Origin of the sequence: Agromyces mariniharenae (assembly GCF_008122505.1) — a bacterium.
In the GTDB taxonomy this organism is placed as follows: domain Bacteria; phylum Actinomycetota; class Actinomycetes; order Actinomycetales; family Microbacteriaceae; genus Agromyces; species Agromyces mariniharenae.
On the sequence record NZ_VSSB01000002.1, the window covers coordinates 382,270 to 405,334 of the forward strand.

General features: G+C 71.1%; 16 protein-coding genes, 1 other RNA gene and 1 pseudogene. 9 read left to right on the plus strand and 9 right to left on the minus strand.

Annotated features, from left to right (window positions below):
- Positions 1 to 4: 4 nt before the first annotated feature.
- A complete protein-coding gene (locus tag FYC51_RS15130) occupies positions 5 to 2,200 on the minus strand; it encodes a glycoside hydrolase domain-containing protein (RefSeq protein ID WP_148734626.1) in 2,196 nt (731 codons plus the stop codon).
- A 234-nt stretch (positions 2,201 to 2,434) separates the two neighbouring features.
- On the opposite strand from FYC51_RS15130, the gene ssrA reads away from it, so the two are divergent.
- Positions 2,435 to 2,803, plus strand: a transfer-messenger RNA (tmRNA) gene (ssrA, locus tag FYC51_RS15135).
- Between the two features lie 105 nt (positions 2,804 to 2,908).
- Here ssrA and FYC51_RS15140 read toward each other — a convergent pair.
- Complete coding sequence (locus tag FYC51_RS15140) at positions 2,909 to 3,823, minus strand: LysR family transcriptional regulator (RefSeq protein WP_148734627.1); 915 nt, start codon at positions 3,821 to 3,823, stop codon at positions 2,909 to 2,911.
- Between the two features lie 81 nt (positions 3,824 to 3,904).
- Here FYC51_RS15140 and FYC51_RS15145 point away from each other — a divergent pair.
- The 5 genes and pseudogenes from FYC51_RS15145 (at position 3,905) to FYC51_RS15165 (ending at position 10,661) form a co-directional block, all read left to right on the plus strand.
- A pseudogene (locus FYC51_RS15145) lies at positions 3,905 to 4,818 on the plus strand (DMT family transporter).
- A gap of 88 nt (positions 4,819 to 4,906) precedes the next feature.
- Complete coding sequence (gene mgrA / locus FYC51_RS15150) at positions 4,907 to 5,962, plus strand: L-glyceraldehyde 3-phosphate reductase (RefSeq protein ID WP_148734628.1); 1,056 nt, start codon at positions 4,907 to 4,909, stop codon at positions 5,960 to 5,962.
- Between the two features lie 152 nt (positions 5,963 to 6,114).
- Complete coding sequence (tatA, locus tag FYC51_RS15155; protein WP_148734629.1) at positions 6,115 to 6,327, plus strand: twin-arginine translocase TatA/TatE family subunit; 213 nt, start codon at positions 6,115 to 6,117, stop codon at positions 6,325 to 6,327.
- A 287-nt stretch (positions 6,328 to 6,614) separates the two neighbouring features.
- Positions 6,615 to 7,781 (plus strand): sugar phosphate isomerase/epimerase family protein, encoded by a 1,167-nt coding sequence (locus FYC51_RS15160; RefSeq protein ID WP_148734630.1) that lies wholly within the window; start codon positions 6,615 to 6,617, stop codon positions 7,779 to 7,781.
- 108 nt (positions 7,782 to 7,889) lie between these two features.
- A complete protein-coding gene (locus FYC51_RS15165) occupies positions 7,890 to 10,661 on the plus strand; it encodes a PQQ-dependent sugar dehydrogenase (protein WP_238476407.1) in 2,772 nt (923 codons plus the stop codon).
- A 528-nt stretch (positions 10,662 to 11,189) separates the two neighbouring features.
- Here FYC51_RS15165 and FYC51_RS15170 read toward each other — a convergent pair.
- Complete coding sequence (locus FYC51_RS15170) at positions 11,190 to 12,233, minus strand: ABC transporter permease (RefSeq protein WP_148734631.1); 1,044 nt, start codon at positions 12,231 to 12,233, stop codon at positions 11,190 to 11,192.
- Entirely contained in the window at positions 12,230 to 13,750 is a 1,521-nt protein-coding gene (locus FYC51_RS15175; protein WP_187432686.1) for a sugar ABC transporter ATP-binding protein, read from the minus strand. Before FYC51_RS15175 ends, FYC51_RS15170 begins: the two co-directional genes overlap by 4 nt.
- Before the next feature lie 281 nt (positions 13,751 to 14,031).
- Here FYC51_RS15175 and FYC51_RS15180 point away from each other — a divergent pair, with 281 nt between their 5' ends.
- From FYC51_RS15180 to FYC51_RS15190, 3 genes are all read left to right on the plus strand, one after another.
- On the plus strand, positions 14,032 to 15,069 hold the full coding sequence (locus tag FYC51_RS15180; RefSeq protein ID WP_148734632.1) for a substrate-binding domain-containing protein: 1,038 nt from the start codon (positions 14,032 to 14,034) through the stop codon (positions 15,067 to 15,069).
- Positions 15,070 to 15,213: 144 nt separating this feature from the next.
- Complete coding sequence (locus FYC51_RS15185; protein WP_148734633.1) at positions 15,214 to 16,377, plus strand: Gfo/Idh/MocA family protein; 1,164 nt, start codon at positions 15,214 to 15,216, stop codon at positions 16,375 to 16,377.
- 34 nt (positions 16,378 to 16,411) lie between these two features.
- A complete protein-coding gene (locus FYC51_RS15190; protein WP_148734634.1) occupies positions 16,412 to 17,413 on the plus strand; it encodes a sugar phosphate isomerase/epimerase family protein in 1,002 nt (333 codons plus the stop codon).
- Between the two features lie 107 nt (positions 17,414 to 17,520).
- On the opposite strand, the gene FYC51_RS15195 is transcribed toward FYC51_RS15190, so the two are convergent.
- The 5 genes from FYC51_RS15195 to FYC51_RS15215 all read right to left on the minus strand — a co-directional run bounded on the left by FYC51_RS15195 (position 17,521) and on the right by FYC51_RS15215 (position 23,064).
- Positions 17,521 to 18,750, minus strand: coding sequence for an ROK family transcriptional regulator (locus tag FYC51_RS15195; protein WP_238476408.1), 1,230 nt, complete (start codon positions 18,748 to 18,750; stop codon positions 17,521 to 17,523).
- Between the two features lie 120 nt (positions 18,751 to 18,870).
- Positions 18,871 to 19,431, minus strand: a complete 561-nt coding sequence (gene idi / locus FYC51_RS15200) for an isopentenyl-diphosphate Delta-isomerase (protein ID WP_238476475.1) — start codon at positions 19,429 to 19,431, stop codon at positions 18,871 to 18,873.
- 95 nt (positions 19,432 to 19,526) lie between these two features.
- Entirely contained in the window at positions 19,527 to 20,930 is a 1,404-nt protein-coding gene (locus FYC51_RS15205) for an alkaline phosphatase family protein (RefSeq protein WP_148734637.1), read from the minus strand.
- A complete protein-coding gene (gene eboE, locus FYC51_RS15210) occupies positions 20,927 to 22,165 on the minus strand; it encodes a metabolite traffic protein EboE (RefSeq protein ID WP_148734638.1) in 1,239 nt (412 codons plus the stop codon). Before eboE ends, FYC51_RS15205 begins: the two co-directional genes overlap by 4 nt.
- Complete coding sequence (locus tag FYC51_RS15215; protein ID WP_148734639.1) at positions 22,165 to 23,064, minus strand: TatD family hydrolase; 900 nt, start codon at positions 23,062 to 23,064, stop codon at positions 22,165 to 22,167. The genes eboE and FYC51_RS15215 overlap by 1 nt, the downstream gene beginning before the upstream one ends.
- Position 23,065 lies beyond the last annotated feature (1 nt).

Consider the following 23,065-nt stretch of genomic DNA (forward strand, 5'->3'; position numbering starts at 1 on the left):
GTGCTCAGGGATCCGAAGCCGACGGCGGCCGGCCGTCACGACCCCACGAGCTCGGCTCGGGGCCGAGCTCGATGCGCAATCGGCCGCCGCGGTGCACGTCGTCCCCGCGCAACCAGGTGCGGTCGAGCGGGACGCCGTTGAACGTGGCGGACTGCACGTACTGCGTCGGCCCGTCGCGCTCGGGCTCGACGAACCCCGTGGTCTCGATGCGCAGCTCGCCGTCGCCGAGGCGCAGCTCGGACTCCGCGAACGACGGGGCGTTGACGAGGAACAGGTTCTGCCCCGCGACCGGGAACAGCCCGAGCGACGCCCACACGTACCAGGAGCTGAGGCCGCCCGAGTCGTCGTTGCCGGGCAGGCCGCCGCGGCCGGTGCCGAACTGCTGGTGCACCGCGGCGTGCACGACCTCGGCGGTGCGGTCGGGGCGTCCGGCGTAGTGGTAGGCCCATGGGGCCTCCATGTCGGGCTCGTTGTTGAGGCCCTCGAACCGGCCGAGCGCGTACCCGTTCGCGAGCTCCTCGAGCCCCGGGCGCACGCCCGGTTGGCGCACGGGCTCGGCGCCGTAGCCGAAGAACGCGTCGAGCATGCGCACGAAGGCGTCGTCGCCGCCGGCGAGGCCGATGCGGTTGCGCATGTCGTGCAAGAGCCGGAACGAGTAGTTGTGGCGGCTGCCCTCGTAGAACGTCGAGTCCTGCAGCAGGCCCGTGGCGTCGTCGAACGCGTTCACCCAGCGCGCGGCGAGGGTGCGGAACTGCTCGACGAGGTCGCGATCGCCGACGCGTTCGGCGATGCCCGCCGTGCACCAGTACCCATAGGCCAGGTCGAGCGTGTGGCTGATCGGGTGCGCGACGCCGCGCAGCAGGAAGTCTTCGCCGTACGTGCGGCGCAGGTCGGTGTGCATGTGCACGAGCGCCCACTCCCAGTCGATCCCGGGCAGCCCGAGGCCGCACAGGTCGGCGAGGAACGTCTGCGCCAGCGCGCTGCCCTGCCGCGAGAAGCGGTCGCTGCCGCGCGCCATGCGGTAGCCGATGGGGAAGTTGCCCTCCTCCTCGCAGATGGTGAGGAGTGCCGTGCCGAGCTCGACCGCCCGGTCGGGCAGCAGCGCGGTGATCAGTGGCAGTTGCGTGCGATAGATGTCCCACATCGTCGAGAGGTCGTAGACGAACGGCCCGTCGGACGGCCAGAACGGACTCTCCTCGGGGGCCAGGCACGGCTTGATGAGCGAGTGGTAGAGCGCCGTGGAGAACACCGTCTCGCGGTCGGCCGACGGCGTGTCCACGGTGATCGCCTTGAGCTGCCGGCGCCACGCCTTCCTGGTGCGGTCGCGTCGTTGCGGGAACCGCGCCGGCCCGACGCCGCAGTCGCGCCGGAGGTTCTCACGGGCCTGCTCGACGCCACGCAGAGAGAACCCGATGCGCACCTCGACCGTCTGGCCGGCGTCGCTGGGCCCCGCCCACATGAGTCCGAACGGCCGCAGCGTGGTCGGCCGGATGTGGTCGAACGCCAGCCGGGTGCCGCCGGGCATGAGCCGGCGGTCGTACCAGAGCATCTGCCGCCACGATCGCGCGTCGCACTCGACGTACACCGCGAGCGGGGCGCCCTCCACCACGATCTCGCCCTGTGCCACCCCTGGCCCGATCGACTCGAGGTGCGCGCGCAGCGGGATCGTCTCGCCGTGGGGGATCGAGAGCCCGCCGAGCGAGAAGTCGACCACCACGCGCGCGTTGCGGTTGCGCGGGAACGTGTAGCGGTGCACCGCGCTCTTCGGCCCCACCGTGAGCTCGGCGCGGATGCCGGAGTCGAGCGTCGCCGCGTAGTAGCCCGGTTCCGCCTCTTCGTCGACCAGGTGCCACGTGCGACCGAGCACGTCGAGCGGCTCGAGCATGGGCGTGACCCGGAAGTAGTTGTAGTACTTGCGGATCGCTCCCGTGCCCGACTGCTGGAAGTGCGTGAAGCCGGATGCCACGGCGTCGTCGTGGATGGTCGTCGGCACGCCCTCGGTACTGAGGTCGTACCGCCCGTATCCGGTGGGATAGGCGCCCGAGTAGGCGCACGCCGAGACCATCCCGAGCGGATACGTCGCACCTGGATGCGTGTTGCCCACCTGCGGCTTCGGCCACCACCACGTGGCCGCGATGCCCGTGGGCGGCGGCAGGTCGGTGACCTCCGTGCCGATGAACGGATCGACGCGGCCGATCACGCGGCTCCCGAACTTCCCATGCCGGGACGCTACGGGTATCGCGCAGGCCGTGGGTTACGGCCGGATGAACGATTGCCGAGCGCTGTCCGTGCCGTGGAATGACAGTGACGGCCGGTCCGTTGTATCCTGTAAGGCCGCGGACCCGAGCGTCGAGTTCGGGAATGCGGGACTTGGAAACTCCACAGCGTGCGACAACGGCCCTCCGAACCGGTTCCGACCGGCGCGGTGCCACATGGGGATGATCGGTTTCGACATCGCCTGTGCGCCCACGAGAAGCGGGCCGAGGATGCAGGGTTATCTCGTGAACGCTCCCTGCGAAACAATAACTGCCAATAAGAAGCAGTCCGACTTCGCCCTCGCTGCCTAAGCGAGGCCGATAGTCCGTCAGTCCGGGTTCGTTCCCGCCCCGGTCACTGGCGTCATCTCGGGAACTCGCTGCGCGTCGTCGCCTGAGCGACGCGCGGGACTTTCCTCAGGCTGGGCCCGTCGACTCAGATGCCTGTGGCAAGAGTCGGGGCCGAGCAGAACGCCTCACAGGATGCGCCCGGAGAAGGCGTGGAAACTCAGCGATGGACGGGGGTTCAATTCCCCCCATCTCCACACAGTGTTCGTCGGGGCTCCGCCTCCGGCGGACGACAGCTGTTGTCGCACGACGTGGACCGAACGGCCGCCCGATGGGCGGCCGTTCGTCATGCGTGCCGTCCGTCTTCAGCCGGCCCCGGCCGCCGCGCGCAGGAGCTCCGCCGCGCGCTGCGCGGCGGGATTGGTGCGCATCGACCGCTTCACCCGCAGCATGATGCGACGCCGCACGTCGTCATCGGCGAGAGAGACCGCCGTCACACCGCTCGGCAGCAGGTGCACGCCGAGTCGGGGCAGGACCGTGACGCCGATGCCCTGCGCGACGTAGTCGAACGCGGTGGCGTAGTCGGGCGCCGCGATCCGGAACCGCGGCGAGAAGCCCCGGGCGGTGCAGGCCGTGAGCACGATCTCGCGGCATGGCCCGCGGGCGTGGTCGTTGTCGACCCACGGCTCGCCGGCGAGGTCGGCGATCGCGACGGAGGTGCGCGCGGCGAGCGGGTGGCCGTCGGGTACGACGGTGACGTACCCCTCCGTGCGGAGCGGCTCGAGGTCGTATCCGTCGGCGGCTCCGTCGGCAGCAGCGGGATCGCGGTCGCCGCGGACCGCCTCGGCGATGTAGAGCTCCAGATCGGCGTCGGTCGAGCGTTGTCCACGGAGCTCGACGAGGCTCAGCTCGATTCGCAGGCTGGGGAACTCGTCGGTGAGGTTCGCGACGACTCCCGGCATCCACGCCCGATTGGCCGACATGAAGCATCCGATGCGGAGCGTGCCGCTGCGGCCCGTACGCAGGTCGTCGGCGAGGCTCTCGAAGTCGGCGAGCTGGTCGAGCACGCGCGTCGCGTGCTCGGCGACCGCCACGCCGGCGGCAGTCGGCCGGATGCCGCGGCCGTGACGTTCGACGAGCACGAGGCCGGTCTCGCGCTGCAGCGCCGCGACGTGCTGGCTCACCGCCGATGGCGTGTAGCCCAGGCGCTCGGCCGCGCGATTGATCGAGCCGGTCTGCACGACGGATCGGAAGACGCGGAGACGCTGCGGATCGACCACGTCGCGATCATACAGTGGAACTGAAGAGTGCGGAAGAACCGTTCGCTTGTGCTGAAGACACAGCCCGTCGAGGCTGGACGCATGCCCACGCCGACCGAGATCGCCGCGCAGCAGGTCCGAACGCCGATCCGCGAGACTCGCGCACTCGATTGGCGGGTGCTTGCCGCCACCGCCGTGGTGCTCGTGCTGTGGGCGTCGGCGTTCATCGCGATCCGAGGCATCGGGGAGGCGCTCTCGCCGGGTGCGCTCGCGCTCGGACGCCAGCTCGTGGGCGCCGTCGCGCTCGCGGCGATCGCGCTCGTGCGGCGGCCGCCGTTTCCGCGAGGTCGCGGTCTCGTGCTCGTCGTCCTCTACGGGCTGCTCTGGTTCGGGGGCTACACGCTCGTCCTCAACATCGCCGAGCGTCACCTCGACGCGGGCACGACCGCGATGCTCGTGAACGTCGCCCCGCTGCTCGTCGCCCTCGTCGCGGGGGTCGTCCTGAAGGAGGGATTCCCGAGGTCGCTCATGATCGGCATCGGCGTCGCGTTCGCGGGCGTCGTACTCATCGCCGCGGGCGGCGTCGGCCCGCACGGCGACCCCGTCGGCATCGCGCTCGGCCTGCTGGCGGCGGCGCTCTACGCGAGCGGCGTGCTCGTGCAGAAGGTCGCGCTGAAGACGACGGATGCGCTCGGGGCGACCTGGGTGGGATGCGCCGTCGGGGCGATCGCGCTCGCGCCGTTCCTGCCGCAGCTGGTCACGGAGGTCGCGGTCGCGCCGATGTCCGCGACGCTCGCGATGGTCTACCTCGGGATCTTCCCGTCGGCGATCGCGTTCATCCTGTGGGCTACGTGCTCCAGCGCAGCACGGCAGGTGCGACGGCATCGGCGACGCTCGCCGTGCCCGCCATCGTCGTGCTCATGTCCTGGCTGATCCTCGGCGAGCTGCCGACGCTCCTCGGCATGCTCGGCGGCGTGCTGTGCCTCGCCGGGGTCGCGTGGAGCCGCAGGCGCTGAGGTCCACCCGATGGTCGACCCGCGTTCACGGCGTTCGGGATAGCCTGCCGGTGGCGCGACCGCCGCACTGCCGAAGGAGCCGAGAACGATGACGTACACCGCCGACCCCACCCGCTACGACCGCATGCCCTACCGGCGCGTCGGGGCATCCGGACTCAAGCTGCCGGTGCTGTCGCTGGGGCTCTGGCAGAACTTCGGCGACGACCGACCGCTCGACGTGCAGCGCGGGATCGTGCGCCGTGCGTTCGACCTCGGCATCACGCACTTCGACCTCGCGAACAACTACGGCCCGCCGTACGGCGCGGCCGAGGCGAACTTCGGGCGCCTGCTCGCGACCGACCTCGCGCCGTACCGCGACGAGCTCGTGATCTCGACCAAGGCCGGCTGGGACATGTGGCCGGGGCCCTACGGCGTGGGCGGGAGCCGCAAATACGTGATCGCCTCGCTGGATGCCTCGCTGCGCCGCCTCGGGCTCGACTCCGTCGACCTCTTCTACCACCATCGGCCCGACCCCGAGACGCCCATGGAGGAGACCGCGGGCGCCCTGGCGACGATCGTCGAGCAGGGCAAGGCCCTGTACGTGGGCGTGTCGTCGTACTCCGCCGACGACACGCGGCGCATGCGCGACCTGCTCGCGGAGCGCGGCGTGCCCCTGACCATCCACCAGCCGTCGTACTCGATGCTCAATCGCTGGATCGAGACCGAGGGCCTCGTGGAGGCCGCGGGCGACCACGGCTTCGGCATCATCGGGTTCACCGCGCTCGCGCAGGGCCTGCTCTCGGGCAAGTACCACGAGGGCGTGCCCCAGGGGTCGCGTGCGTCGACCGACGGCTCGCTCGACTCGGAGGTCCTCACCGAAGAGCTCGTCGAGCGCCTCAGGGGGCTCACCCGGATCGCCGAGCGCCGGGGCCAGTCCCTGCCGCAGCTCGCACTCGCGTGGGCGCTCCGCGACGAGCGCGTCACGAGCCTCGTGCTCGGAGTGAGCCGGGTCGAGCAGCTCGACCAGAACGTCGCCGCGCTCGACCGCCTCGACTTCTCCGACGAGGAGCTCGCCGAGATCGACGCGCTCGCGGGCACGACCGAGGGTGTCGACCTTTGGGCGGAGGCGCGCGAGGGCGGGCCGCTGCCGGTGCTGCGCCCCTGATGAGGGTCATTTCCGCGCCTCCTGCCCCGTGAACGAGGGACGATCCGGGGAGCCGTTCCATGCGTGTCGATGGACATATGGCGACCGCTGTGCATAAGCTGTAAACGCAGCGACGGAGTCGCGATTCGCACGATGGAGTACGGAGGAGACCCATGTTCGCCAATCTCAACGGGTGGCACGCCCTGATCGTCGTGGTCGTGATCCTGCTGCTGTTCGGAGCCCCGAAGATCCCCGCGCTGGCGCGGAGCCTGGGGCAGTCCATGCGCATCCTCAAGACCGAGATCCGCGACGAGGGCGAGAAGCCCGCGAGCCCGCAGGCGACCGCCGCCCAGCCGACCGCACGGGACGCCGACGCGGCCGCCTGAGCCATCCTCACCGCCCCTCCCGGAGGCCGGCTTCGGCCTCCGGGAGTCCGGCATGCCCGGGCTCGGAGCGTCGTGTCCTCACTTATGACGACAACAATCCAAAAGTCAAAACCGGAGACTCGTCTTTTGCTTGACCGACTCTTGAGAAATGCCGTAGTGTCCGAAAAAGCGTGATCCGCTCGGTTCGCGCGGGGCGCTCGACCGGTGGGAACCAGGACGGCGTCAGGCACTCGGGGCCCGGTGGGCCACGGCTGCATTCCCCCAACACATCAGTGCAAAGGAGCATCATGAGCGATCTGATCGATCGATCCGACGATCCGCAGCTGGGGCGCAGCCTCGGCCTGTCCCGGCGCCAGCTGCTCGCGGCGACGACGGGCATGGCTGCGGCGGCCGCCCTCGGCGCGGCGGCGATCGGCGGGAGCCCCGCCCAGGCCCTCGCCCAGGCGGCCGGCGCCGCCAAGGCCGCCCCCGGTGGCAACGGCGTCCTCATCCCGCCCGGCAAGCGGGGCATCATCCTCTACACGGTCCGCGACGCGATCAGCCGCGACCCGAACACGACGGAACTGGCCTCCGGCTTCAAGGAGGTCTTCCAGGAGCTGTCCCGCATCGGGTACAAGCAGATCGAGTTCGCGGGCTACACCCAGCACGCCAACGCCGAGGGCGGCGCGAACCTGAACACCGTGCAGGGCGCGCAGCTGCTCCGTACCTGGCTCGACGACAACGGGCTCGAGGCCGAGGGCAACCACGGCACGATCCCGTCGACCATCACGGACGCCACGCTCGCGCAGTTCGACACCGCCTGCGAGATCGCGAACATCCTCGGCTTCGGCCACATCGGCACCGGCAACGACCCGACCAGCAGCGGCTACCTCGCCGACTGGCAGGCCGCGGCCGAGCGCTGGAACATCCTCGGCGAGCGTGCGGCGTCGCACGGGCTGAAGCTGTACACGCACAACCACGACGCGGCGTACAGCTTCCTGCTCGACAGCGGGCCGAACGACGCGGCCGGACGTCCGACCCGGTCGAGCGGCATCCGTCGTCTCGAGTGGTTCCTCCAGAACACGGACCCGAACTACGTGTACCTGGAGATGGACATCTACTGGGCCCACGTGGCGCAGTTCCGGTTCCAGAACTACACCGCTCCCGACGGCGGCGCCGCGACGAACGTGTTCGATCCCGCCGGCCTGGTGGCCGCGCAGACGACGCGCTTCCCGCTGTTCCACGCCAAGGACGGTGCCTCGCGTCCCGACCTCGCCGCCGGCTACACCATCGTGCCGTTCGGCCAGGGCAACATCGACTTCACGACCTTCTTCCAGCGGATCGGGGCGAAGGGCTACCACAACTCGATGTACGAGCAGGACAACGCGTCGACGGTGCCGGCGCCCGCGAGCCCGGCGCTGTCGCTGCAGAACGCGGGCTCGTCGTACGCCCACATGGCGTCGCTGCGCGGCTGATCAGGCGCACGCCGACCGCGCGACGCGTCGCGTGACACCCCGGGGCCGGACCGTAACCCCGGCCCCGGGGCAACCGCACCACCACACCCCTCTACCAAGGAGACATCCATGTCCACACCCCGGTTCCGCCTGGGCGCGCTCGCGCTCAGCGGACTCCTGGCGGTGACGGCGCTCGCCATGAGCCCCGCCACCGCCTTCGCCCATGACGGCGATGATCACGGAGACGAGATCGCCGCCACCACGTGGGCCAACTACGAGAAGGTCACCCTGACCAAGGACGTCGGCGAGCCCATCGACCTGGCCGTCCTGCCCGACTCGCGCGTGCTCCACACGACGCGCGGCGGCCAGGTGCGCCTGACCGACCCCGCCCAGGGCACGACCACGGTGGTCAACACCGTCGACGTCTACGCCAACTCGGAGGACGGCCTCCAGACGATCACCCTCGACCCCGACTTCGAGGAGAACGGCTGGGTCTACCTCTACTACGCGCCGCGCACCATGACGGCGCCGTACCCCGCCACGACGCCCACCGGCTCGGCGCCGAACTCGCTGCCCGCGGGCGCGGACGCGAGCTACTGGGACCAGTGGAAGGGCTACAACCAGCTCAGCCGCTTCAAGTGGAACGCCGAGACGAGCCAGCTCGACCTCGCGACCGAGCAGGTCATCATCAAGGTCGAGGTCAACCGCGGGCAGTGCTGCCACGTCGCCGGTGACGTCGCGTTCGACAAGGACGGCAACGTGCTGCTCTCGACGGGCGACAACACGCCCGCGAGCGCGCCGGGTGCCAACGGCTACGCGCCCATGAACGACCGGCCGGGCTTCAACCCGGGCTTCGACGCACGACGCGGTGCGGGCAGCACGAACGACCTCCGCGGCAAGATCCTGCGGATCGACGTGCAGGCCGACGGCTCGTACACGATCCCCGCGGGCAACCTGTTCGCGCCGGGCACGGCAGGCACGCGCCCCGAGATCTTCGTCATGGGCGTGCGCAACCCGTTCCGGATCGACTACGACCCGGTGACGAACGCGGTCACCTGGGGCGACTACGGCCCTGACGCGGGCACGGCGAACGTCGACCGCGGCCCGATGGGCTACGTCGAGTGGCAGTCGACCACCGTCCCCATCAACGGCGGATGGCCGCTGTGCCACGGTCCCAACGCGAACTACAGCAACTGGGACTACGCGACGCTCACGGTGCGCGGCTGGTACGACTGCACCGCGCCGGTGAACCCGTCGCCCTACAACACCGGCCTGCAGCAGCTGCCGCCTGCGACGGCCCCGCAGCTCTGGTACGGCGACCAGCCGACGCACCAGCCGTGGCCCGAGTTCGGCAGCGGCGGGCAGGCGCCCATGGGCGGCCCGACCTACCGCTACGACGAGGAGAACGAGTCGGCGACGAAGTTCCCCGAGTACTGGGACGGCAAGGCCTTCATGGCCGAGTTCTCGCGTGACCGCGTCTTCGCCTTCTCGCAGGACGACCCCGACGGCCCGGTCACCAAGATCCAGGACTTCCTGCCCAACTCCGCGCTCACCGCGGCGGGCATGCCGGTCTGGGACAACGTGATCGACTTCGAGTTCGGCCCCGACGGCTCGCTCTACGTGCTCGACTACGGCGACGGCTTCTTCCGGCCGAACCCCGACGCGGGCCTGTACCGGGTCGACTACACCGTGGGCACCAAGGGTCCGCGCGCCGACCTCACGGCCTCGGTGACGTCTGGTCACGGCCCGCTCGCGGTCGACTTCTCGGCCGCCGGCAGCACGCACCCCGACGACCTCGCGCTCAGCTTCGCCTGGGACCTCGAGGGCACGGGCACCTTCACCGACGGACCGGCTGAGATCAGCCACACGTACACCGAGGACGGCCAGTACACCGCCCGCGTTCGCGTGACCGACAGCGGTGGCCGGGTCAGCCTGACCTCCGTCGTCATCACGGTGGGCAACACGGCGCCGATCGTGGAGATCGTCACCCCCGAGAACGGCTCCTTCACCGACTGGGGCGACAAGGTCGCCTTCGAGGTGAAGGTCACCGACCCCGAGGAGACGATCGACTGCAGCCGGGTGCTGTGGAGCTACGGCCTGGGTCACGACAACACGCACGCCCATCCGCTCTTCACGGGCAGCGGTTGCACCGCCACCATCGAGACGCAGTCGGAGGCCGGGCACGGCGAGACCGAGAACATCTACGGCGTGATCGGCGCCTCGTACACCGACGCCGGCACGGCGACCGCACCGGCCCTCCTGGGCGATGCGGTGACGCTGCTCAACCCGCGTGAACTGCAGGCCGAGCACGCGGACGCCCGCAGCGGCATCGAGGTGGTCGACGACGAGACCGCGCACGGCGTGCGCAAGGTCGTGTCGTTCGACTCCGGCGACTGGCTCGCCTACGACCCGGTGAACCTGATCGGGATCACCGGCGTCGAGGCTCGCGCCATCGGCACCGGCACCCTGTCGCTCCGCTGGGGCTCGGCCGACGCCGACGCCTTCCTCACCATCGACGTCGCGAACACGAGCGGCGCCTGGCAGGAGATCTCGTCGCCGCTGCTCGAGGTGCCCGAGGGCACCGACCGGCTCTACGTGACGAGCACCGGTGGGGTCGAGCTCGACCAGCTCGCGTTCACCACGTCGACGAGTGACATCCGCTCGCTGCTCGCCGCGCTCGCGGCGGACCAGCGCATCACCAACGGCGCGAAGCAGTCGTTCGGTGACACGCTGGCGGAGATCGACGCCGCACTGGCCGCCGGGGACACCGCCACGGCGATCAGCAAGCTCGAGTTCATCGTCGCCCAGGTCCCCAACCGGATCCGCACCGACGCCGACGCGGCCGACCTGGTCGTCCGCGCCGCGCAGGCGGTGATCGCGGACCTCACGCAGTTGACGTAGGCCCCGCCCGACGGACGGGCCCCGGTTCCACGGAACCGGGGCCCGTTCTCGTGCGTCCGGGGCTGTGCTGGTCCGGGTGCCGCAGCGCATTCGAGCGTGTACCCCGATCCGCGGGGCGGGGCGCCCAGGACGAAGGCGGGCGGATGCCGCGCACGGTCGGAGACGTCGACCCGCCGACGGGCGGTCGGCCAGCCCGTCGGTTCGACGGTCCGGCACGTCATCCGCGGCGTCCGCGGCATCCGATGACCCCTCGTGGAGCCCGGTGTACCCCGTCACCCCCGTGCTGGGGGACGTGCGCCGCAACCGAAGTGGCCTAGGCTGACGGGGCTGCTCCGTTCTTGGTAGAGGGGTGCTGCATGGTCCCGGGTCGCACGTTACGGGTGCGACCCGGGACGCATTCGTCTCCGGGGGAGTGCACACGGCACGGCCGGCCGGTCGGCTACACCAGCGAGGGCGCGGATGCCGCGGACACGACGATGCCCCCGGCGAGATCGCCGGGGGCATCTGGTCGTTCGAGGCGGAGCCGCGTCAGCTCGAGCTGCGACCGCCGGGACGCGAGGCGAAGCGCTGCTGCAGGAGCACCGCGATCACGATGATGACGCCCTTCACGACGGCCTGGACCGACGTGGAGAGGTTGTTCTGCGTGAACACGTTCGTCAGCGTCGAGAAGATCAGGACGCCGAGGACGGTGCCGACGATGGTGCCGCGACCGCCGACGAGGAGCGTGCCGCCGACGACCACCGCGGCGATCGCGTCGAGCTCGTAGAGCAGGCCGTGCGTCGAGGTGCCGGCCGTGGTGCGGCCGAGCATCATCACCGCGGCGATGCCCGCGGTGAGGCCCACGAGCACGTACAGCGCGACGAGGTGGCGCTTGACGCGGATGCCGGCGAGGCGGGCGGCCTCGAAGTTGCCGCCGATCGCGACCGTGCGACGGCCGAAGGTCGTGCGGTTGAGCAGGAACCAGCCGACGACGGCGACGATCACGAAGATCCAGATGAGCCACGAGATGCCGAGGAAGTCACCGCGGAAGAAGTCGAGGAACCCCTGGACGTTCACGATCTGGGTCGTCTTGTTCGAGAGCAGCTCCGCGAGGCCGCGTGCGCCGACGAGCATGGCGAGTGTCGCCATGAACGGCACCACCTTGCCGTAGGCGATCACGATGCCGTTGATGAGCCCGGCTCCGGCGCCCACCGCGAGGGCGACGGCGACCATGAGCAGCCAGCTCGTCTGCTCGGACGCTGCCTGCACCCACGACAGCGACGCGACGACGGTCGCGAGGCCCATGACGGATCCGACGGAGAGGTCGATGCCACCGGCGGTGATCACGAACGTCATGCCGATGCTGATGACGCCGATGATCGAGGCGAAGCGGATGATCGTCAGGAAGTTCTCGAAGTTCCAGAAACGGTCGCCCGCGGTGATCGCGCCGACGGCGACGAGCAGCAGGAGGGCGATGACGAGGCCGAGGTTGCGGCCGACCGCACCGCCGAGGAGACGCCGCGCGAGGCTCTCGTCGGACTTCGGGGCTTCGGTCGTCGCTTCGGCGGCGGGGGCGGTGGTCTGGTCGCTCACGCGGCGACTCCTTCCATGATGAGGTCGAGCACGCCGTGCTCGTCGATGTCGGTGGCGGGGGTGGTGTGGAGGACGCGCCCGTCGGCGATGACGAGGACGCGGTCGGAGAGGCCGAGCACCTCCTCGATCTCGCTCGAGACGACGACGATGGCGTTGCCGGCGTCGGCGAGGCGACGGATGAGCGCGTAGATCTCGGCGCGGGCGCCGACGTCGACGCCGCGGGTGGGCTCGTCGAGGAGCAGCACGCGGGTGCCGTGCACGAGCCAGCGGCCGAGGAGGATCTTCTGCTGGTTGCCGCCCGACAGTGTGCCGGTGACGCGATCGGGATCGGCGGGGCGCAGCTCGAGCGCCTCGATCTGCTCGCGGGTCACCGAGCGCTCACGACGCTCGTCGAGAAACGAGGCGCGGGCGAAGCGGGCGAAGGTCGCCAGGGTGACGTTCTTGAAGATCGGCTCCTCGAGGATGAGGCCCTGGCTCTTGCGCTCCTCGGGTGAGAGGCCGACGCCGGCCTCGACCGCGGCGTTGACGGATCCGGCCTTCAGGCGAGCGCCCGCCACGGAGACCGTGCCCGACGTCGCCTTGCGGGCGCCGTAGATGGTCTCGAGGATCTCGGAGCGGCCCGAGCCGACGAGGCCCGCGAGGCCCACGACCTCGCCGGCGCGCACGTCGAACGAGACGTCGGAGAACTCGCCCCGGAGTCCGAGGTCGTCGACCGCCAGCACGACCGGCGCCTCGGCGGGGAGCGGCCGGCGCTGGGGGAAGACGTTCTCGACCGAGCGACCGGTCATGAGGCGGATGAGCTCGGGGGTCGGGGTCTCGGAGACCTGCAGCCCCGTCGCCATGCTCCGGCCGTCCTTGATGACCGTGATCCGGTCGCCGATCTGGCGGATCTCCTCGAGGCGGTGCGAGATGTAGATGATCGCGATGCCCTGGGCCGTGAGCTCGCGGACGACGCGGAAGAGGTTCTTGACCTCCTCGGAGTCGAGCACGGCGCTCGGCTCGTCCATGATGATGAGCTTCGCGTCGTGCGAGAGGGCGCGGGCCATGCTGACGATCTGCTTGTTGGCCGCGGAGAGCGTGCCGACCTCGCGGTGGGGGGAGAGGTTGCCGTGCCCGAGCCGCGTGAGCAGCGCGCGCGTGTGCTTCGCAGCCTGGCCGCGGTGGAGCACCCCACCCGTGGCGAGCTCGTGGCCGAGGTAGATGTTCTCGGCGATGCTCAGGCCGTCGACGACATCGAGCTCCTGGTACATCGTCGCGATGCCCAGCTTGATGGCCTCGACCGGGTTGTCGATCTGCACCGGCTCGCCCTGCCACAGGATCTCGCCGCCATCGGGCTGGTGCGCGCCGGCGAGCACCTTGATGAGGGTCGACTTGCCCGCACCGTTCTGGCCGAGCACGCAGTGGACCTCGCCCGCGACCACCTCGAGGTCGACGCCGGAGAGCGCTCGGACGCCCGCGAACTCCTTCGTGATCCCGCGCATCTCGAGTAATGACGCAGTGTTATCACCTTTGATCATGCGACGAACATAACAGATGGCATGCCACGGCGACTACCCATACCAGGACGGCCGTCACCCCCGAACGTATACGCGTACATGCGCGCGCGCGAGAGGAAGCACGGGGATCACGGGTCGATCACGACTTACGACGAGTCACGATAAAAAGATGACAACTGGGCGTGCACGTATGCTACGGTGACGATTGTCAGCGTGGACAGCAGCTGCCGATCCCCTCCCCGGGTACGCGCGCTCCGCGTCTCCGCCGGCATGTCTGCGAATCACTGAAACGGAGGAAGCACATGCGCACAGCGCACTCACGTCGGCACCTGGTGGCCGCCGCGGGCGTCATGCTGGCGGTCACGGGCCTCGTGACCGGCTGCACGGCCTCGACCGGAGAGTCCAACACCGGCCCGACGAACAACGCCAACAACTCGGAGAGCGGCGAGACGGTCCGCATCGGATTCTCGGGCCCGGCCGCCGACCACGGCTGGCTCGGCGCCATCAACTCGGCCGCCATCGCCGAGGCGGAGAAGTACGACGACGTGGAGCTCGTCGTCGCCGAGGGCACGAACGACGCGAACCTGCAGATCAGCCAGGTCGAGACCTTCATCAACGACGGCGTGGACGCGATCGTGCTGCTGCCGACCGACGGCGCGGCGCTCACCGAGGTCGCGATCAAGGCCATGGAGGCGGGCATCCCGGTCATCAACGTCGACCGCGAGTTCTCGAGCCCGTTCGCCGCCCGCGTCACCGTCCTGGGCGACAACTACGGCATGGGCGTCAGCGCCGGCACCTACATCTGCGAGAAGATCGGCGACAACCCCGACGCCGTCGTCGCCGAGATCGCCGGCATCGACTCGCTGCCCCTCACGCAGGACCGGTCGCGCGGCTTCGCCGACGCGCTCGAGGACTGCGGTCTCGAGGTCAGCAACCGCGTCGCCGCCGACTTCACCGTGCAGGGCGGCGAGGCCGCCGCCTCGCAGCTGCTGGCCGCCGCGCCGCAGATCGACGCCATCTGGAACCACGATGACGACCAGGGCGTCGGCGTCCTCGCCGCGATCGACGCGGCGGGCCGCGACGAGTTCTTCATGGTCGGCGGCGCCGGCTCGAAGAACGCGATGGACGAGATCAAGTCCGGCGACTCGGTGCTCGAGGCGACGGTCATCTACCCGTCGACGCAGGGCGCCGACGGCATCGCGCTCGCGCGCCTCGTGGCGCAGGGCAAGTCGCTGGGCGACCTCGTGGAGCAGGACGTGCCCACGCGCATCGTGCTCTACGCACCCGTCGTGACGGCCGAGAACGTGGACGAGTACCTCCCGACCGCGTTCGCATCCTGATCAGCGGCCGGTGAGCGGGCGACGCCCGCCTGGACAGGGTCCGCCCGCTCACCGGGGCAGCCGCACGACGAATCGGACGCCCGCGTCGCGCTTGCGACGCGGGCGTCCCACGACCACCCCTCGCCGGGGACGAGAGAGAGAACGATGACCACGTTGCGGGTAGCCATGATCGGCTACGGATTCATGGGTGCCGCCCACTCGCAGGGATGGCGGGTCGCGCCGCGCTTCTTCGACTTGCCCGCCACGCCCGAGATGGCGCTCCTCGTCGGGCGCAACGGCGGCTCCGTGGCATCCGCCGCAGCGAAGTGGGGCTGGTCGGAGACCTCGAGCGACTGGCGCGAGGTGCTCGACCGCGACGACATCGACGTGGTCGACATCGTCACCCCCGGCGACTCGCACGCCGAGATCGCCATCGCCGCGCTCGCGGCCGGCAAGCACGTGCTGTGCGAGAAGCCGCTCGCGAACACCGTCGAGGAGGCCGAGGCCATGGCCGCGGCGGCCGCGGAAGCCGCCGCCCGGGGCGTGTACGCCATGGTCGGCTTCACCTACCGCCGCGTCCCCGCGGTCGCCCTCGCGCGCGAGATCGTGACGAGCGGCGGCATCGGCGACATCCGCCAGGTGCGCGCCGAGTACCTGCAGGACTGGCTCGTCGACGAGAAGGCCCCGCTCGCGTGGCGCCTGCAGAAGGAGCACGCCGGATCGGGCGCGCTCGGCGACATCGGGGCGCACGCCATCGACCTCTCCCAGTTCATCACCGGCCAGCGCCTCGTCGACGTGGCGGGCACGATCGAGACCGTCGTGAAGGAGCGCCCGCTGCTCGAGTCGGGCTCGGGGCTCTCGGGCACCGCCGGCGTCGGCGTCGGCACGGTGACCGTCGACGACCTCGCGCTCTTCACCGGCCGCTTCGACGGGGGAGCGCTCGGCTCCTACGTCGCCAGCCGTATGAGCACGGGCCGCAAGAACGCCCTGCGCATCGAGGTCTCGGGCTCGAACGGCGCGATCGCCTTCGACCTCGAGGACATGAACGCGCTGCACGTCTACGACGGTGCCGCGCCCGCCGGCCGCCAGGGCTTCACGAAGATCCTCGTGACCGAACCCGAGCACCCCTACGTCGGCGCGTGGTGGCCCGCCGGTCACATGCTCGGCTACGAGCACGGCTTCAGCCACCAGGCCAAGGACTTCGTCGAGGCGATCGCCGCGGGCGTCCAGCCCGAGCCGTCGTTCGCCGACGGGCTCCACGTGCAGCGCGTGCTCGGTGCGGTCGAGCGCAGCTCGGAGGAGCGCGGCGCCTGGACGAACGTCGGCTGACCCCATTCCGTCACATCGCATCGAGGAGGATTCCGTGACCAGACCCATCACCTTGTTCACCGGCCAGTGGGCCGACCTGCCGCTCGAGGAGGTCGCGCGCCTCGCCTCGGAGTGGGGGTACGACGGACTCGAGATCGCCTGCTGGGGCGACCACCTCGACCCGTGGCGCTGGGATGACGACGCCTACATCGAGGATCGGCTCGCCCTGCTCGACCGGTACGGGCTGAAGGTCTGGGCGATCTCGAACCACCTCAAGGGCCAGGCCGTCTGCGACGACCCCATCGACTCGCGGCACCGCGACATCCTGTCGGCCCGGGTGTGGGGCGACGGCGAGCCCGAGGGCGTACGGCAGCGGGCCGCCGAGGAGATGCAGCACACCGCGCGGCTCGCCGCGAAGCTCGGCGTGCAGACCGTCGTGGGCTTCACCGGCTCGGCCATCTGGAAGTACGTCGCCATGTTCCCGCCGGTGTCGCAGGAGCTCATCGACGCGGGCTACCAGGACTTCGCCGACCGCTGGAACCCGATCCTCGACGTCTACGACGAGGTCGGCGTGCGGTTCGCGCACGAGGTGCATCCGTCCGAGATCGCCTACGACTACTGGACGACCGTCCGCACCCTCGAGGCGATCGGGCACCGCGAGGCGTTCGGCCTCAACTGGGACCCGTCGCACATGGTGTGGCAGGACCTCGACCCGGTGGGGTTCCTGTGGGACTTCCAGGACCGGATCTACCACGTGGACTGCAAGGACACGCGCAAGCGCATGGTGAACGGTCGCAACGGCCGTCTCGGCTCGCACCTCGCGTGGGCCGATCCGCGCCGCGGCTGGGACTTCATCTCGACCGGGCACGGCGACGTGCCGTGGGAGGACGCGTTCCGCATGCTCAACACCATCGGCTACCAGGGCCCCATCTCGGTCGAGTGGGAGGACGCCGGCATGGACCGCCTCATCGGCGCGCCCGAGGCGCTCGAGTTCGTGCGCCGGCTCGCGTTCGACGCCCCCGACGCCGCCTTCGACGCTGCCTTCAGCACGAAGTAGGCGAGCAGCACCGCCCCGGCGCCGACGGGCGCCGAGCATGCAGGAAGCCCCGATCACTCCGACCGGGGCTTCCTCGCGTGCGCAGCGGATGCCGCGGGCCGGCGTGACTACTTCACGGGAACGGGCACTGGCGCGCCCACGACCATGGCCTCGACGCTCTCGGGCGAGAGCGCGTGGTGGATGGCGAGCATGCAGGCGCCGAGCACCGCGGCATCCGACCCGGCCTTGGACTGCGTGATCTGCAGGTGCTCGGTCGCGAGCGGCATGGAGCGCGTGTAGACGATCTCGCGGACGCCGGCGATGAGGTGCTCGCCCGCCTGTGCGAGGTTTCCGCCGATGACGATGACGGAGGGGTTGATGAGGCTCACGCAGGTCGTGAGCACCTCGCCGATGTCGCGGCCGGCCTGGCGCACCGACTGGATGGCGTCGATGTTGCCGCGCTTCACGAGGTCGACCACGTCCTGGCTCGACTCGGCCACGAGGCCGGTCTCGCGCAGCTCGCGGGCGATGGCGGGGCCCGAGGCGAGGGCCTCGAGGCATCCGCGGTTGCCGCAGGTGCAGGGCACGTCGGCTCCGCGCGCGACGTAGACGTGGCCGATGTCGCCCGCGGTGCCCTGGGCGCCGCGCTGGAGGATGCCGCCCGAGATGACACCCGAGCCGATGCCCGTGGCGACCTTCACGAAGATGAGGTGGTCGACCTCGGGCCACGAGAGCTCGCGCTCGCCGAGCGCCATGATGTTCACGTCGTTGTCGACGAGCACGGGTGCGTCGAAGACGTCGTTGAACCAACCGGGCACGTCGAAGCGGTCCCACCCGGGCATGATCGGCGGGTTGATGGGCCGGCCGGTGCTGTGCTCGACCGGACCGGGCAGGCCGATGCCGATCGCCAGGAGGTCGCGCTCATCGCGGCCGACGCGCGCGAGCAGCTCCTTCGCCGCCGTGGTGACCCAGCCCAGCACGGCCTCAGGGCCGTCGGACACCGGGATGCGGTCGTCGCTCTCGCCGAGGATGCGGCCGGTGAGGTCGCTGACGGCGAGGCGCACGTGCGACGCGCCGACGTCGACGCCGAGCACGACGCGGCCGCTGGCCGTGATCGCGAACTGGCTCGACGGACGACCGCCCGTGGAGACGGCGTCGCCGACGGGGCCGACGAGGCCGAGGTTCATGAGCGCGTCGATGCGCAGCGCGACCGTGGAGCGCGCGAGCCCGGTCATGGCCGAGAGCTCGGTGCGGGTGCGGGGACGGCCGTCGCGCAGGATCTGGAAGAGGTCGCTCGCGACCGAGGATCCGAGTGCGGTGACGTGCGCGTCGTCGACCGGGGGACTTACGTCGTTCATAGTCATATTCTTTCACCTTCTGGGGTCGAAGATCGAGCACCAGACTCGGATGTCGCGATGATTTCCGTCGAGGCAGTGCGCTTCCGGTCGACCGGTCGTGGAATGACCGGCGCTCGATGGTCAGTGGTCGGCAGGTTCTCGGAAGGCGCTTGCCGGATCGATCGGCGTGAGCGCGCTCCCACGACGGAACTCGGCGGCCTGCAGCACGCTCCACGGGCTGAGCAGGAACGGCGCGGTCTCGGCGAGTTCGAGGAACGCCGACGGCGCGACCCAGGCGCACTCGAGCACCTCGTCGGGGTCGGGCGCGAGCGTGGTCGGCAGCTCCGCGACGAAGACGGGGCACACTTCGTGCTCGACGGTGCCGTCGGGCGCCACCGCGCGGTAGCGGAAGTCGGGCAGCACGAGCCGGAGATCGTGCGGCTCCACGCCGAGCTCCCGACGCACGCGGCGGACCACGGCGTCCTCGACGTCCTCGCCGGGGGCCGGATGGCCGCAGCACGCGTTCGTCCAGACCCCGGGCCAGGTGCGCTTCGCGAGGGAGCGGCGGGTCAGGAGCATCCGGCCGTCGGCGTCGAAGCCGTAGCACGAGAAGGCGAGGTGCAGCGGGGTGTCGGGTCCGTGCACGAGCCGCTTGTCGGCCGTGCCGATCGGGGCGCCCGAGTCGTCGAGCAGCACGACCAGCTCGACGTCGGCGTCGGCGGTGACCTCGGCGTCGGCGCCAGCCGCTGCCTCGAAGCCTGCCGCGCCGACCCTCGTGGCGACGCCCGCGCGCGTGCTCACCGCGGCACCGCCGCCCCGGCCACCCGCGCTGCCTGCAGCACGAGGTCGCGCACGCCGGCGGCCGGCACCAATTCGGGCGCGGCGTCCCAGAACGGCAGCGATGCGTCCGAGCAGATGAGGAGCGGCGTGTCGTCCGCCGACTCGGGCAGCCGGCCGTGGGTGCCGCGCACGCACGACGGATCCACCGGGATCACGTTCATCGCGTACCGCAGCCCGAGCTTCTTGCGCACGAGGTTCATGCCCGCGCGCAGCTTCACGAGCGGGTCGGCCGGGTCGAGGAAGAGCTCGGCGGGGTCGTACCCCGGCTTGCGGTGGATCTCGACGCCGCGCGCGAAGTCGGGGGCGCGTTCGTCGTCCAGCCAGTAGTAGTAGGTGAACCACGCGCCGGGCTCGGCGATCGCGACGAGCTCGCCCGATCGCTCGTGGTCGAGTCCGTACCGGGCCTGCTGCTCGCGGTCGAGCACCTCGTCGACGCCGGGCAACTGCTCGAGCAGGTCCCGCACGCGCGGCACGTCGGCCGAGTCCGCCACGTAGACATGGGCGACCTGGTGGTCGGCGACGGCGAACGCCCGAGAGGTGAGCGGGTCGAGGAGCTCGCGTCCCTGCTGCTCGTGCACCTCGAGCAGGCCCTCGGCACGCAGCATCCGGTTGACGTCGACGGGTCGGTCGGCCCGTGCGATGCCGTACTCGGCGACGGCGACGACGGATGCCCCGAGCGCGAGCGCGTCGTCGAGGAGCGGCGCGAGCGCGGCATCCAGGTCGGCGGCGGCGCGGTCCGCCTCGGGGGAGTCGGGCCCGAAGCGCTGCAGGTCGTAGTCGAGGTGCGGCAGGTACGCCATGACGAGGTCGGAGGCCTGCTCGCGCAGCAGGATGCGCGTCGCCTCCACGATCCAGCGGCTCGAGCGGATCGACGCCGTCGGGCCCCAGTAGTGGAAGAGGGGGAACGTGCCGAGCTCCTCGGTGAGCCGGTCGTGCAGCGCGGGCGGACGCGTGTAGGCGTCGGGCGACTTGCGTCCGTCGGCGTGGTAGATCGGCCGCGGTGTCACCGTGATGTCGGTGCTCGCGCCCATCGCGTACCACCAGCCGACGTTCGCGGCCGTGAAGGCCGGATCGGCGCGACGTGCAGTCTCCCAGACCTTCTCGCCGCCGACGAGCGCGTTGTGCTGCCGCCAGAGGTTCACCTCGCCGATGTCGCGCAGGTACCAGCCGTTGCCCACGATGCCGTGCTGCGCCGGCGCGAGCCCCGTGAGCATCGTGGACTGCACGCTGCAGGTGACCGCGGGCAGCACCGTGCCGAGCCGAGACTGCACGCCGCCGGCCGCCATCGCCCGCAGGCGCGGCATGTGCGCGAGCGCATGCTCGGTGAGGCCGACGACGTCGAGCAGGAGCACGCGGGTCACGAGGCGACCTCCTCGAGCGCGGCGGCGAGTGCGGCGGCGGGCGTGCGAGCGGATGCCACGGCGGCCGCCTCGTCGTCGCTGAGCAGTTCCTCGACCGCCCAGCGCAGCTCGGCGGCGATGCCGCCGACGAGGTCGTCGACGCCGCCGGGCAGCACGGACCACGTGTAGGTCTCGATGTCGAGGTGCGCCTCGTCGCCGTGCGCCGTCGCGCGCGCGGCAGCGACAGCCTCGCGCAGCACGTCGGTGGTCGCCGTCAGCGGCGGGGTCGGAGCGAGGTGCAGCGGCACGTGGAAGTGCACGCGCCAGGGGCCGTCTCCCGCGAGGTCGTCGAGTGCCTCCGGCAGGTCGTCGACGGGGGTGACGGCGCCGTCGGCGCCGAGCTCGCGCGTCTGGTGCAGGTACCGCTGCTCGACGAAGGCGGCGACGGCCGCGCGGCTCACCGGGTCGGCGGGGTCGTCGACGTGGAGCGCCGCCGAGGCCTGCACCTTCACGATCCGGATGCCGGCCGCCTCCACGAGGCGCACGGTCGCGGTCGGATCGGCGAACGAGACCGCGAGGTGGCAGGCATCGAGGCAGAGGCCGACGTGCTCGGGGTCGATGCCGTCGGCACGACGGCCGGGCGCGGCATCCGTCTCGGCTTCGGTCCCGGTCGCCCGCAGTCGGGGGCCGAGCCAGCGGACGACATCGGCCACGGTGTCGAGCACGCAGCCCGGCTCGGGCTCGATGGCGAGGCGCACGGTGCGGCCGGTGCGCTCGCGCAGGTCGCGGAGGCCGTTCGAGACGCGGCGCAGCGCGGCGGTCGCGCGGGCGTCGTCGTCGGCGGTCCATGGCGTGCGCCACCCGAGCGGCAGCGTCGAGATGCTGCCCGACCCGCCGGGCGGCAGGAGCTCCGCGAGCACGGCGGCGCAGTCGAGGGTGTAGTCGGCGCGGCGCGTGTCGGTCCAGTCGGGCCGGTACACGTCGAGCTTCACGACGTCGGCGTGGAACGCGGCGTACGGGAACGCGTTGATCGTGCGGACCTCGAGGCCGTTCGCCTCGAGCCCGGCGCGCAGGCGATCGCGCGCCTCGGGGTCGGCCGCGAGGCGCCTGGCGAGGTCGGCCGGCAGCCACAGGCCGACGCCCAGCCGTTCGAGGCCCGCGGCGCGCCGGGCGGGACCCGCGTACGCGTCGAGCTGCGCGAGCACGCCGTCGAGGTCCTCGGCGGGGTGCACGTTGGTGCAGTACGAGAGCTCCATCAGGCGCGCACCCCTCGCAGCACCGAGTTGCCCTCGAAGGTCGCACCGGCTCCGGCGAACGCCGCGTCTGCGGCATCCGCGGCATCCGCCTCGAAGCCGGGCACCGGGTCGAGGTTCAGGCGCCCGCTCTGCCCGTAGAACGCGACGGGGTTCCGCCAGAGCACCGCGTCGACGTCGTCGAGCGTGAACCCGGCCTCGAGCATCGCCTCCGCGGTGGCCCGCGTCTTCAGCGGGTCGGAGTGGCCCCAGTCCGCGGCGCTGTTCGCCAGCATCCGCTCGGTGCCGTACTCCTGCAGGATCGCGACGAACCGGCGCTCGTCCATCTTCGTATCGGGGTAGATGGAGAAGCCCATCCAGCAGCCGCTCTCGGCCACCGCGCGCACGGTCATCTCGTTGAGGTGGTCGACGACGACCCGCTCGGGGGCGAGGCCCGACTCGCGCACGACGTCGAGCGTGCGCAGCGTGCCGGCGGCCTTGTCGCGGTGCGGCGTGTGCACGAGCGCGGGGAGCCCGAAGCGGTCGGCGAGCTCGAGCTGCGCGGCGAACGCCTCGTCCTCCGCGGGGGTCATCGAGTCGTAGCCGGTCTCGCCGACGGCGACGACGCCGTCCTTCGCGAGGTAGCGGGGGAGGAGGCCCAGCACCTCGCGGCAGCGCGGGTCGTTGGCCTCCTTCGGGTTCAGGCCGATGGTGGCGTGGTGGCGGATGCCGTACTGCGCCGCCCGGAACCGCTCCCAGCCGATGAGCGCGTCGAAGTAGTCGGCGAAGCTGCCGACGTTGGTGCGCGGCTGCCCGAGCCAGAACGAGGGCTCGACGACCGCGCGCACGCCGGCGTCGTACATCGCGGTGTAGTCGTTCGTGGTGCGCGACGTCATGTGGATGTGCGGGTCGAAGATGCGCACG

Bases quoted from the DNA above. Each gene is read 5' to 3' on its own strand.
- FYC51_RS15195 (WP_238476408.1), bottom strand. From the start codon at position 18,750: ATGAACGACGTAAGTCCCCCGGTCGACGACGCGCACGTCACCGCACTC.
- tatA (WP_148734629.1), top strand. From the start codon at position 6,115: ATGTTCGCCAATCTCAACGGGTGGCACGCCCTGATCGTCGTGGTCGTG.
- mgrA (WP_148734628.1), top strand. From the start codon at position 4,907: ATGACGTACACCGCCGACCCCACCCGCTACGACCGCATGCCCTACCGG.
- FYC51_RS15165 (WP_238476407.1), top strand. From the start codon at position 7,890: ATGTCCACACCCCGGTTCCGCCTGGGCGCGCTCGCGCTCAGCGGACTC.
- eboE (WP_148734638.1), bottom strand. From the start codon at position 22,165: ATGGAGCTCTCGTACTGCACCAACGTGCACCCCGCCGAGGACCTCGAC.
- FYC51_RS15185 (WP_148734633.1), top strand. From the start codon at position 15,214: ATGACCACGTTGCGGGTAGCCATGATCGGCTACGGATTCATGGGTGCC.
- FYC51_RS15160 (WP_148734630.1), top strand. From the start codon at position 6,615: ATGAGCGATCTGATCGATCGATCCGACGATCCGCAGCTGGGGCGCAGC.
- FYC51_RS15175 (WP_187432686.1), bottom strand. From the start codon at position 13,750: ATGATCAAAGGTGATAACACTGCGTCATTACTCGAGATGCGCGGGATC.
- FYC51_RS15180 (WP_148734632.1), top strand. From the start codon at position 14,032: ATGCGCACAGCGCACTCACGTCGGCACCTGGTGGCCGCCGCGGGCGTC.